Genomic DNA, 12790 nt, shown 5'->3' on the forward strand with positions numbered 1-12790 from the left:
GCCCGGAGGTCGCGGTCCGGCCGCTCGCAAGGATGAGCCGGGTCCAGGTCGTGCAGACGCTGTCGGCGGGCATCGACCACGTCGAGCCCGCTCACCCGCAGGGGGCAGTCGCCGCAGCACGGTTCGAAAACAGATGTATCTCTCATGATGAACAACGCCTCCCAGCGGGTTCCGGGCGTCCCCGCGTGCGCTACATTCATGGACCGGGTGCACTGTGGTAGGGGACGCGTGGACAGGGTGGGGGCCCGTCCGGCGACGTACGACCGGTCAGTTGCGCGCACCCGATCCTGAGTGGGGGAAGTGCGTACAACAGTGGAAACTTGGCGTGAAGGTGCCCATGCGGGGCACACACACGAGCCGAACGAAGTCACCATCCAACTGGACGGAATCGGACGGCAGCTCTCCGAGCTGCTCCCGGAACCCACCGCTCCGGACGGCTCCGACGGCCCCGTCTTCGTCGACGAGAGCGGCCGGCGCGGCAAGACACTGCGACGGCTCGGCTGGGTCCTGGCCGCCGTCTTCGTCTGCTACGCCGTGACCCTGGTCGTCGCCGTCCTCGGCGGCAACTCCAGCGCCCCCTTCCTCCCGCTCTCCAACCAGGAACAGCAGGACCCGGGCCCCGTCGGAAACGACGGCGGCAGCACACCGGCAGGTGCGGCGACCGCGTCCGTGCCGGCCGCCGACCCCGGAGCTCCGGACGCCGGCGACGATTCGACGGCTCCGGACGCCGGGCTTCCCGCCGGTGAGTCCCCGGCCCCCGCGCAAGAACAAGAAGGCGCCGACTAGATGACCACCCCTGCCCCCCGGGGCAGGCGCAACACCCACAGGAAGAAGCAGACCCGTCGGCGCAGACTTCCGATGCGCTACATGCTGCCGCTCCTGTTTCTCGTTGCCCTGCTCGCCATGCTGATGCTCCGTGGCTACGTGCACAGCGAAATCCTCGCGGACCACCGGATCCAGCCGCCGACGGCCACCGACCGGGTGCCCGGGCAGGTGCTGGAGGGCGGGCCGGTCATCGACGCCCGCAGCACCACCGAGCCCGCGAAGAGCCTGCGCATCCCGGACCACCGGATCGTGCTGACCTTCGACGACGGCCCGGACCCGGTGTGGACGCCGAAGGTGCTGGACGAGCTGAAGAAGTACCACGCCCACGGCGTCTTCTTCGTCACCGGCACCATGGCCTCGCGCTACCCGGACCTCGTCGAGCGCATGGTCGAGGAGGGACACGAGGTCGGACTGCACACCTTCAACCACCCCGACCTGTCCTACCAGTCCACCAGTCGCATCGACTGGGAGCTGTCCCAGAACCAGCTGGTGCTGGCCGGTGCGGCCGGTATCCGCACCTCGCTGTTCCGGCCGCCCTACTCCTCGTTCGCCGATGCCATGGACAACGCGTCCTGGCCGGTCACCCAGTACATCGGCAGCCGCGGCTACCTCACCGTCGTCAACAACACCGACAGCGAGGACTGGAAACGGCCGGGCGTCGAGGCGATCATCGACCGGGCCACGCCCCAGCACGGCAAGGGCGCCATCATCCTGATGCACGACTCCGGGGGGAACCGGTCCCAGACCGTCACCGCCCTGGGGAAGTTCCTGCCCCGGATGCAGAAGCAGGGCTACGAGTTCGCCAACCTCACCGCCGCGCTCGGTGCCCCCAGCGCGCACACCCCGGTCACCGGGTTCGCCCTCTGGAAGGGCAAGGCGTTCGTCTACGCCGTGGGCGTCTCGGAGCACATCACCGATGTGATGGTGGCCGGCCTCGCCGTCATCGGTGTGCTGGTCTTCGCCCGCTTCGGGCTGATGCTGGTGCTGTCCTTCGTCCACGCCCGCCGGGTCCGCAGGCGCGGCTTCCGCTGGGGCGAACCCGTCACCCGCACGGTGTCCGTCCTGGTGCCCGCGTACAACGAGAGCAAGTGCATCGCGAACACGGTGCGTTCGCTCCTGGCAAGTGACTATCCGGTCGAAGTCATCGTGATCGACGACGGCTCCACGGACAGCACCGCGGACATCGTCCAGCGGATGCGGCTGCCCAACGTCCGGGTGGTGCGCCAGCGCAACGCGGGCAAGCCCGCCGCCCTCAACAACGGCATCGCGCACGCCCGCAACGACATCATCGTGATGATGGACGGCGACACGGTCTTCGAACCGTCCACCGTCCGCGAGCTGGTGCAGCCCTTCGGCGACCCGCGCGTCGGCGCCGTCGCGGGCAACGCCAAGGTCGGCAACCGCGACTCGCTCATCGGCGCCTGGCAGCACATCGAGTACGTGATGGGCTTCAACCTCGACCGCCGCATGTACGACGTGCTGCGCTGCATGCCCACCATCCCCGGCGCGGTCGGGGCGTTCCGGCGCGAGGCGCTGGAGCGGGTCGGCGGCGTCAGCGACGACACCCTCGCCGAGGACACCGACGTCACGATGGCCCTGCACCGGGACGGCTGGCGCGTCGTCTACGCGGAGAACGCCCGCGCCTGGACCGAGGCGCCGGAGACCGTGCAGCAGCTCTGGTCGCAGCGCTACCGGTGGTCGTACGGCACCATGCAGGCGATCTGGAAGCACCGCCGGGCGGTCATCGAGCGCGGGCCCTCCGGCCGGTTCGGCCGCGTCGGACTGCCGTTCGTCTCCCTGTTCATGGTCGTCGCCCCGCTGCTCGCCCCGCTCATCGACGTCTTCCTGCTGTACGGGCTCGTCTTCGGGCCCACCGAGAAGACCGTCGGCGCGTGGCTCGGCGTCCTCGCGGTGCAGCTGGTGTGCGCCGCGTACGCCTTCCGGCTCGACCGGGAGCGCATGACCCATCTGCTCTCGCTGCCCCTCCAGCAGGTCCTGTACCGGCAGCTCATGTACGTGGTGCTGCTCCAGTCCTGGATCACCGCTCTCACCGGCGGCCGGCTGCGCTGGCAGAAGCTGCGCCGTACCGGTGTCGTGGCGGAGGCGCCCGGCTCGCCGCCGTCCCCGCGTGCGCGCACGCACGACCGGAGGCCCGTCGCATGACGCACCCACAGCAGTCGTACGGAAAGACGTACGCGGACGAGCGGACCATGGCGCTCCGGGTGCCACTCCCCGCCCCCGCCGCCGAGCCCGCCCCCGCCGCACCCGAGCCCCTCGCGCCGGCCGGGACGGGCCGGGACCGCTATCTCGACCTGCTGCGGGCCGTCGCGCTGGTCCGGGTCGTGGTCTTCCACCTCTTCGGCTGGGCCTGGCTGACCGTGGTGTTCCCGTCCATGGGCGTCATGTTCGCCCTGGCCGGCTCGCTGATGGCCCGGTCGCTCGCCCGGCCCGCGTGGAGCGTGATCCGGAGCCGGGTCCGCAGGCTGCTGCCGCCCATGTGGGCGTTCGCCGCCGTCGTCGTCCCGGTGGTCTTCGCGCTCGGCTGGAAGCCGGTGCGCGAGGAGGGCGTCTGGTGGTTCCTCAAGCTGGGCTGCTACGTGCTCCCGATCGGCACGCCGCCGTTCCCGTGGGAGAACGGCTCCGAGGGCGGCTGGCTGGAGACCTCCTGGGCCGAGCAGGGGATAGGGCCGCTCTGGTACATCCGCGCCTACCTGTGGTTCGTCCTGGCCTCCCCGCTGCTGCTGAAGGCGTTCCGGAAGCTGCCGTGGGTGACCCTGCTCGCTCCGGTCGGGCTGACCGCCGTCATCGGCACCGGTCTGGTCACCGTGCCGGGCGCGGCCGGTGAGGGCCTGGTCGACTTCGCGGTGTTCGGCTCCTGCTGGATCCTCGGCTTCGCCCACCACGACGGGCTGCTGAGGACCGTCCCGCGCTACCTGGCGGTCTCGCTGGCCGCGATGCTCATGGCCTTCGCCCTGTGGTGGGCCTCCCACCACCTCACCGAGGAGGGCTGGAACCTCGACGAGATCCCGCTCGCCCAGGCCACCTGGTCGCTCGGCTTCTGCATGATCCTGCTCCAGTACGCGCCCTCCTGGCGGGAGCTGCCGGGCCGGCTGGCGGGCTGGGACACCCTGGTCACCCTCGCCAACAACCGGGCGGTGACGATCTATCTGTGGCACAACATGCTGCTGATGGCCACCTTTCCGATCATCGACCTGCTCTGGGAGGTGCCCTGGGTCGGCGATCACCTCGGCACGTACATCGACCGGGCCGACAACGCCCTGGCGCTGATCATCGTCTGGCCGCTGATCGGGCTGATGATCCTCGCCGTCGGCTGGGTCGAGGACCTCGCGGCCAAGCGGCGCCCGAGGCTCTGGCCCAACGGCGCCGCCCGCGCCCGGCGCTGACCGCGCTGCTCACCGGGCCGGCCCCGGCCCGGTGAGAGCAAGGTTGCCCACAGGTCACCTCGCGGCACGGCGCCGAAACGCGCGTTTCCTAGGTTCGGGACAACACCCCCGACCACCCGTGGAGGCACGTGATGGCTGGCCGTTGGATCGAGCACTGGGACCCGGAGGACGAGACCTTCTGGCGGGAGACGGGCGAGCGGACCGCCCGCCGCAACCTGTGGTTCTCCGTCCTGTCCGAGCACATCGGCTTCTCGGTGTGGACGCTGTGGTCGGTGATGGTGCTCTTCATGGGGCCCGAGTACGGGGTCGACCCGGCCGGGAAGTTCTTCCTGATCTCCACCGCGACCCTCGTCGGGGCCGTCGTCCGGGTGCCGTACACCTTCGCGGTGGCCCGGTTCGGCGGCCGGAACTGGACGGTGTTCAGCGCGCTCACCCTGCTCGTGCCGACGGTCGCCGCCCTCGCGGTGATGGAGCCGGGCACCTCGTACGGCACCTTCCTCGCCGTGTCCGCGCTGACCGGCATCGGGGGCGGCAACTTCGCCTCGTCGATGACCAACATCAACGCCTTCTTCCCGCTGCGCAGGAAGGGCTGGGCGCTCGGGCTCAACGCGGGCGGCGGCAACATCGGCGTGCCCGTGGTGCAGCTCGCCGGACTCCTGGTGATCGGTACGGCGGGGGCCACGCACCCCAGGATCGTGCTCGCCGCGTACATCCCGCTGATCCTGCTCGCCGCCGTGTGCGCCGCGCTCTTCATGGACAACCTGGCGCCCGTACGCAACGACACCGGGGCGGCGAAGGAGGCCGTGCGGGACCGGCACACCTGGATCATGGCGGTCCTCTACATCGGCACCTTCGGCTCCTTCATCGGCTACAGCTTCGCCTTCGGGCTCGTCCTGCAGACCCAGTTCGGCCGGACCCCGCTCCAGGCCGCCTCGCTCACCTTCATCGGCCCGCTGCTCGGCTCGCTGATCCGGCCGGCCGGCGGCTGGCTGGCCGACCGGTACGGCGGGGCCCGCATCACCCTCGTCAACTTCGCCGCCATGGCCGCCGCGACCGGCGTCGTCGTGTACGCCTCCCGGATCGCCTCGCTGAGCGTGTTCCTCGTCGGCTTCACCGCCCTGTTCGTCCTGTCGGGGCTCGGCAACGGCTCGACGTACAAGATGATCCCCGGCATCTTCCACGCCCAGGCCATCGCCCAGGGGCTGCGCGGCGAGGAGGCGGCGGCCCGGGGACGGCGGATCTCCGGGGCGGCGATGGGGCTGATCGGTGCGGTCGGGGCGCTCGGCGGGCTCGCCATCAACCTCGCCTTCCGGCAGTCCTTCCAGACCTCCGGCACGGGAACGGCGGCCTTCTGGTCCTTCCTCGCCTTCTACGGGGTGTGCTTCGCGCTCACCTGGGCGGTATACCTTCGTCGTGCCGCGGCCGTCCCGGCGAAGCCGCAGCTCAGCTACGCGGAGGTATGAGAGGCCACCGGCCGGGCGGGTGACGTAACGAGCGGGAAATACGGCTGAACCGGGTCTGTCACGCGGCGTTGGCAGGCTCGGTCCTCCGCACCATCGAGCAGCAGCGGGACGAGAGCCGGGTAGACCATATGCAGGACGACGCACAGCACGGGCCCCTCGCGGGCTTCACGGTCGGTGTCACCGCCGCGCGCCGGGCGGAGGAACTGGGCACACTCCTGCGGCGCCGGGGCGGCACCGTGGTGCACGCCCCCGCCCTGCGGATCGTGCCGCTCGCCGACGACGGCGAGCTGCTCGCCGCGACCGAGCAGCTGATCGCCGACACGCCCGACGTGGTCGTCGCCACCACCGCGATCGGCTTCCGGGGCTGGATCGAGGCGGCCGACGGCTGGGGCATCGGCGACCGGCTCCTGGCCACCCTGCGCGGGGTCGAACTCCTCGCGCGCGGTCCCAAGGTGAAGGGCGCCGTCCGCGCCGCCGGCCTGTCCGAAGCCTGGTCCCCGGCGTCCGAGTCCATGGCCGAGGTGCTGGAACGGCTCCTGGAGGAAGGCGTACAGGGCCGCCGCATCGCGCTCCAGCTGCACGGCGAGCCCCTCCCCGGCTTCGTGGAGTCGCTGCACGAGGCCGGCGCCGAAGTGGTCGCCGTCCCCGTCTACCGCTGGATGCCGCCGGAGGACATCGCGCCTCTCGACCGGCTTCTCGACCTGACCGCGGCCCGCGCCCTGGACGCGCTGACCTTCACCAGCGCCCCGGCGGCGGCCTCGCTGCTCGGCCGTGCCGAGGAACGCGGGCTGCTGACCGAGGTCGTCACGGCGCTGCGCGGCGACGTCGTACCGGCCTGCGTCGGCCCGGTCACCGCCGTGCCCCTGCAGGCGCGCGGGATCGACACCGTCCAGCCGGAACGCTTCCGGCTCGGCCCGCTCGTCCAGCTCATCTGCCGGGAACTGCCCGCCCGCGCCCGTACGCTGCCCGTCGCCGGACACCGCGTCGAGATCCGGGGCCACGCCGTCCTGGTCGACGAGGAGCTGCGCGCGGTCCCGCCGGCCGGCATGGCCCTGCTGCACGTCCTGGCCCGACGTCCCGGCTGGGTGGTCTCCCGCGCCGACCTGCTGCGCGCCCTGCCCGGCAGCGGTACGGACGAGCACGCGGTCGAGACGGCCATGGCCAGGCTCCGCACCGCCCTCGGGGTGCCCCGGCTCATCCAGACCGTGGTCAAGCGCGGCTACCGGCTGGCCCTGGACCCGGCGGCGGACGCCAAGTACGCGGGGGCCTGACCGGCCGGATAGCGTGCGTGCATGCTCGATGAGCCCCACCCGCTCGACGCGGGCACATGGCTGCGCCCGACCACGATGGCCGACGCCGCCTCCCGCGCCGAGGCGCTGACCCGCAGCCGTGCGTACATGAGGCCCTGGGAGCCCGTGCGCCCCGAGTCCTTCTACACCGCGGAGGGCCAGCGCGAGCGGCTGGCCGCGCTGCTCGCCGACCGCGAGGCGGGGCGCGTGATGCCCTGGGTGCTGAGCGACGCCGAGGACCGGGTGGTCGGCGGTTTCAACCTCAACGCCATCGCGCTCGGACCGTTCCGCAGCGCCTCCCTCGGCTACTGGGTGGACGTGGAGTACGCGGGCCGGGGGCTGGCCACGGCGGCGGTGCGCCGGATCTGCGAGCTGGCCCGCGACGGACTGCGGCTGCACCGGATCGAGGCGGGCACCGTACTGCACAACACCGCGTCCCAGCGGGTGCTCGCCAAGTGCGGGTTCGAGGAGTTCGGCATGGCGCCGCGCTACCTCCACATCGATGGCGAGTGGCGCGACCACCGCCTCTTCCAGCGCATCCTGCACGACGGCCCGGTGACCGGCGCGGAGAGCTGAGCCCCACCGGGCGCGTGCGGTCCGGCCGTCGCGTCCCCGGTGTCCGGAGCACCCCCGGGGGACGCCGTACGCGCCGCCGTCACGCAATCGATACCCCGGCGCGTGCCGGAGAGGGGGTGCCGCAGGTGCGCGCGGAGCCCCCGTCGCATAGGGTTGACGGCTGCTCAGTGCACGTCAGAAGGGGGCCTCGGTGGCCGCGCAGGAAGCCGCTGTCGATTCGCTGCGGGACCGGGAAATCGGTGTCGAGCAGGAACATCTCGACCGGGTGTACCACCGTCTTGAGGAGAAGATCCACGAGGCGGAATTTCTCATGGACGACGCCGTCAAGCGCGGCCAGGTCGGGACCCCGGGGGCGCTCGCCGAGCGCGACGCCCAGGTGTTCCGCGCCGGAATCCACCTCAACCGGCTGAACAACGAGTTCGAGGACTTCCTCTTCGGGAGGATCGACCTCCTGCTCGGCAAGGACGGCGAACGCGGCCCGGACGGCGCGTACACCTCCGTCGAGCCCGCCGACGACGTCGTGCGCGAGGACAACACCGCCGACATCGCCGAGACGCTGCACATCGGTCGGATCGGGGTCCTCGACGCCGACTACGCGCCGCTCGTCATCGACTGGCGGGCCCCGGCCGCGGCGCCGTTCTACCGCTCCACGCCCAAGGAGCCGGGCCGGGTGGTCCGCCGCCGCGTCATCCGCTCCAAGGGCCGCCGGGTCCTCGGTGTCGAGGACGACCTGATGCGCCCGGAGCTGACCGCGTACCTGGACGGCGAGAAACTCCCGGTCGTCGGCGACGGCGCCCTGATGGCGGCGCTCGGACAGGCCCGCAGCCACACCATGCGGGACATCGTCTCCTCCATCCAGGCCGAGCAGGACCTCGTCATCCGGGCACCCGCCGCCTCCGTCACCGAGGTCTCCGGCGGCCCCGGCACCGGCAAGACCGCGGTCGCCCTGCACCGCGCCGCGTACCTGCTCTACCAGGACCGGCGGCGGTACGCGGGCGGCATCCTCGTCGTCTCGCCGACGCCGCTGCTGGTCGCGTACACCGAGGGCGTGCTGCCCTCGCTCGGCGAGGAGGGCCAGGTCGCGATCCGCGCGGTCGGCTCGCTCTCCGACGACGCGGCGGGACCCGAGGGCGCGTACGGAAGGGGCGGCCCGAAGGGCCACGGTGAGGGGCGGTGGTCGGGCGACGGGGGGGCATACGACGAGCCGGCCGTCGCCCGGATCAAGGGCTCCTCGCGGATGCTCCCGGTGCTCCGCAAGGCGGCCCGCGGCGCGCTGGAGCAGCCCGCGCCCGGGCCGGCCGCCTCCGCCGAGGGGCAGCTGGAGTTCGGCGGGGCGGAGGAGGCCCCGCGGCCCGCCGGCACGCCCACCCGGCTGCGGGTGGTCGCCCTCGGCGGCCGGATCGAGCTCCAGGAGGACGAGCTGCGGCGCATCCGCAACAACGTCCTCAGCGGCACCGCCCCGGTCAACCTGCTGCGCCCGCGCGCCCGCAGGCTGCTGCTCGACGCGCTGTGGAACCGCTCCTCGGGCCGGGGCCGCTACACCGACCCGCAGCTGGCGGCGGAGCTGCGTTCGTCGTTCGACGAGGACGTGTCGACGGAGACCCCCTTCATCGAGTTCCTGGACGCCTGGTGGCCCGAGCTGACCCCGCGCGGGGTGCTCGCCGCGATGGCCGACGAGAAGCGGCTCGCCCGGTGGGCGCGGCGCACTCTCAACCAGGGTGAGGTGCGCCGGCTCGCGCGCTCCCTCAAGCGTCTGGACGCCGCCGGACAGGGACCGCTGTCGGTGCACGACGTGGCGATCCTGGACGAGCTGCAGACGCTGCTCGGCACCCCGAGCCGCCCCAGGCGCAAGCGCGAGGCGGACCCGCTGGATCAGCTCACCGGTCTGGAGGAGCTGATGCCCCGGCGCGAGGAGACCCAGTGGGAGCGGGCCGAACGGCTCGCCGCCGAGCGCACCGAGTACGCCCACGTCATCGTCGACGAGGCGCAGGACCTCACGCCCATGCAGTGGCGGATGGTCGGCCGGCGCGGCCGGCACGCCACCTGGACGATCGTCGGGGACCCGGCGCAGTCCTCCTGGTCCGACCCGGACGAGGCGGCGGCCGCCCGTGACGAGGCGCTGGGCAGCCGTCCGCGCCGGCGCTTCACGCTGACGGTCAACTACCGCAACCCGGCGGAGATCGCCGAGCTCGCCGCGAAGGTGCTGGCCCTCGCGATGCCCGGCATGGAGTCCCCGGCGGCGGTCCGCTCCACGGGCGTGGTGCCGCGCTTCGAGACCGTACGGGACGACGACCTGGCCGGGACGGTGCGCGAGGAGGCGCGGCGGCTGCTCGCCGAGGTGGACGGCACGGTCGGCGTCGTCGTGGCGATGAACCGGCGCGCCCGGGCCCGCGAGTGGCTGGCGGAGCTGGGCGACCGGGTGGTGGCCCTGGGCAGCCTGGAGGCCAAGGGGCTGGAGTACGACGCCACGGTGGTCGTCTCGCCGGCGGAGATCGCGGACGAGTCCCCGGCCGGGCTGCGGGTGCTGTACGTGGCCCTGACCCGGGCGACCCAGCAGCTCACGGTGGTCTCGGGGGAGCGGGACCTGCCGGACGAGGACGGGGTGCCGGACCTGCTCAGGGACTGAGTGGGGACCGCGGAACGGCTCGGGAGGGCCGGTCGCGGTCAACCCGCGCTGCGGGAATCACTTTTCCAGGTGGTTTGTTAGCCTGGTATCGGCACCGGCTCGATCCAAGCCCCCGGGCCCAACCTCAGTCGCTTCGAGCGACCACTTGCCGCGAGGCGAGCATGGCGGGCCGGTGTCGTCAACTGAAGAAGAGGCCCGCGTCACCTTCCGGTGGCGCGGGCCTCTTCGCGTTCCCGGACGGGCCTCGGTTCCGGACAGCGGTGACGGGGTTCCGTTGCGCCACTCTCTCTCGTATGGTGGAAAAGAGTTTCCGCGCTGCGACAGTCATTAACGGCTACTCGTCGGTAGGTGCGAATATCGGAAGGCGTGTCCGGCACCTGGGTGCCGGGCCGCGTAGCAATGAAGCTAAGGAAAGCGAAGGACTCGGCCATGGCAACGGCGCCCAGCGTCTCGTACTCGATGACGGTCAGGCTGGAGGTGCCCGCGAGCGGCACAGCGGTCTCCCAGCTCACCACGGCCGTGGAGTCCTCCGGCGGTTCGGTCACCGGCCTCGACGTGACCGCCTCCGGTCACGAGAAGCTGCGGATCGACGTCACGATCGCCGCCTCCTCCACCGCCCACGCCGACGAGATCGTCGAGGGGCTGCGCGACATCGAGGGCGTCGTGCTCGGCAAGGTCTCCGACCGTACGTTCCTGATGCACCTCGGCGGCAAGATCGAGATGGCGTCCAAGCACCCCATCCGCAACCGCGACGACCTCTCGATGATCTACACCCCCGGCGTCGCCCGCGTCTGCATGGCGATCGCCGAGAATCCCGAGGACGCCCGCCGCCTCACCATCAAGCGCAACTCCGTCGCAGTCGTGACGGACGGCTCCGCGGTGCTGGGCCTGGGCAACATCGGCCCGAAGGCCGCGCTGCCCGTCATGGAGGGCAAGGCGGCCCTCTTCAAGCGCTTCGCGGGCATCGACGCCTGGCCGATCTGCCTGGACACCCAGGACACCGACGCCATCGTCGAGATCGTCAAGGCCATCGCCCCGGGCTTCGCGGGGATCAACCTGGAGGACATCTCCGCGCCGCGCTGCTTCGAGATCGAGGCCCGGCTGCGCGAGGCCCTGGACATCCCCGTCTTCCACGACGACCAGCACGGCACCGCCATCGTCGTCCTGGCCTCGCTGACCAACGCACTGCGCGTGGTGGGCAAGGCGATCGGGGACGTGCGGGTCGTCATGTCCGGCGCCGGCGCGGCCGGTACGGCCATCCTGAAGCTCCTCATCGCCGCCGGCGTCAAGCACGCCGTCGTCGCCGACATCCACGGCGTGGTGCACTCCGGCCGCGAGGACCTGCGGTCGGCCGACCCGGACTCGCCGCTGCGCTGGATCGCGGACAACACCAACCCGGAGGCCGTCACCGGCACCCTCAAGGAGGCCGTCGTCGGCGCCGACGTCTTCATCGGCGTCTCGGCCCCGAACGTGCTGGACGGGGACGACGTGGCGGCCATGGCGGACGACGCGATCGTGTTCGCGCTCGCGAATCCCGACCCCGAGGTGGACCCGGCGATCGCCCGCCGCACCGCGGCGGTCGTGGCCACCGGCCGCTCGGACTTCCCCAACCAGATCAACAACGTCCTGGTCTTCCCCGGAGTCTTCCGCGGTCTGCTCGACGCCCAGTCGCGCACCGTCAACACGGAGATGATGCTCGCCGCCGCCCGCGCCCTGGCCGACGTCGTCGCCGAGGACGAGGTGAACGCGAACTACATCATCCCGTCGGTCTTCAACGACAAGGTCGCCGGTGCGGTCGCCGGCGCCGTCCGGGACGCCGCGCGCGCCGCCGGAGCCGCTGTGACGGGGCCCACGTCCGTCTGACGTACGGCGCGTCGCGGGTCGCGGCGCCCCAAACGCCCCTTTAGGGTGGGCGGGCGACGCGTCCCGCGACGCGCCGCACCCACTGCGGACCGCTTCGGGGGAGCCGACGGGACGTCACCACGACGAGGCAGTGGTGCTTTCCGCACGGCTCCCGGAGGATGCCGGATTGGCTTTCCCGCCGCAGGTGGGGGCAGGATGCTTTCTCAAGGACTACGTCCAGGGGAGACCCCACAGGGCGCGAGGTCTACCGGACCCTCTCCAGGGCAGACCCGGGTACGGGCACTGTCCGAGGGCCCTGGCAGCATCGGCTTCGATCTCACGCCTCACAGGCAAGAAGAACACGGGAGTAACAACATGAACCGCAGTGAGCTGGTGGCCGCCCTGGCCGACCGTGCCGAGGTGACCCGCAAGGACGCCGACGCCGTGCTGGCCGCTCTCGCCGAGACCGTCGGTGAGATCGTCGCCAAGGGCGACGAGAAGGTCACCATCCCCGGTTTCCTGACCTTCGAGCGCACCCACCGTGCCGCTCGCACCGCTCGTAACCCGCAGACCGGCGACCCGATCAACATCCCGGCCGGCTACAGCGTGAAGGTCTCCGCGGGCTCCAAGCTCAAGGAAGCCGCCAAGGGCAAGTAAGACCCCTGGGCACGACGAAGGGCGGTCACCCCGACCAGGGGTGACCGCCCTTCGTCATTCGCCCCGCCAGAGGCCCTCCGGGGGCCTTGTGGAGGACCTCGGCGCCGT

Annotated in this window: 9 protein-coding genes; all 9 read left to right on the forward strand. The window is 71.9% G+C overall.

Translation table 11 applies throughout. The annotated features are described in order from the left end of the window. Window positions 1-312: 312 nt before the first annotated feature. The 9 genes from ABZ564_RS18690 (at window position 313) to ABZ564_RS18730 (ending at window position 12682) form a co-directional block, all read left to right on the forward strand. Window positions 313-786: a hypothetical protein gene (locus tag ABZ564_RS18690; RefSeq protein WP_360857216.1), complete on the forward strand. Its 474-nt coding sequence runs from the start codon at window positions 313-315 to the stop codon at window positions 784-786. Further along, window positions 787-2988, forward strand: coding sequence for a glycosyltransferase (locus ABZ564_RS18695; protein ID WP_360857219.1), 2202 nt, complete (start codon window positions 787-789; stop codon window positions 2986-2988). Continuing rightward, window positions 2985-4229 (forward strand): acyltransferase, encoded by a 1245-nt coding sequence (locus ABZ564_RS18700; RefSeq protein ID WP_360857222.1) that lies wholly within the window; start codon window positions 2985-2987, stop codon window positions 4227-4229. Before ABZ564_RS18695 ends, ABZ564_RS18700 begins: the two co-directional genes overlap by 4 nt. 131 nt (window positions 4230-4360) lie before the next feature. Continuing rightward, a complete protein-coding gene (locus tag ABZ564_RS18705) occupies window positions 4361-5692 on the forward strand; it encodes a nitrate/nitrite transporter (protein ID WP_360857225.1) in 1332 nt (443 codons plus the stop codon). 128 nt (window positions 5693-5820) lie between these two features. Next, on the forward strand, window positions 5821-6963 hold the full coding sequence (locus tag ABZ564_RS18710; protein ID WP_360857228.1) for a uroporphyrinogen-III synthase: 1143 nt from the start codon (window positions 5821-5823) through the stop codon (window positions 6961-6963). Window positions 6964-6984: 21 nt separating this feature from the next. After that, complete coding sequence (locus ABZ564_RS18715) at window positions 6985-7557, forward strand: GNAT family protein (RefSeq protein ID WP_360857231.1); 573 nt, start codon at window positions 6985-6987, stop codon at window positions 7555-7557. Between the two features lie 190 nt (window positions 7558-7747). Then, window positions 7748-10183, forward strand: a complete 2436-nt coding sequence (locus tag ABZ564_RS18720; protein ID WP_360857234.1) for a UvrD-helicase domain-containing protein — start codon at window positions 7748-7750, stop codon at window positions 10181-10183. Between the two features lie 429 nt (window positions 10184-10612). Then, window positions 10613-12046, forward strand: coding sequence for an NAD-dependent malic enzyme (locus ABZ564_RS18725; RefSeq protein ID WP_360857237.1), 1434 nt, complete (start codon window positions 10613-10615; stop codon window positions 12044-12046). A gap of 354 nt (window positions 12047-12400) precedes the next feature. Continuing rightward, window positions 12401-12682 (forward strand): HU family DNA-binding protein, encoded by a 282-nt coding sequence (locus tag ABZ564_RS18730; protein WP_003968811.1) that lies wholly within the window; start codon window positions 12401-12403, stop codon window positions 12680-12682. The last annotated feature ends 108 nt before the right edge of the window (window positions 12683-12790 follow it).

The sequence above is a fragment of the Streptomyces sp. NPDC019224 genome, assembly GCF_040632605.1.
Taxonomy (GTDB): Bacteria; Actinomycetota; Actinomycetes; order Streptomycetales; family Streptomycetaceae; genus Streptomyces.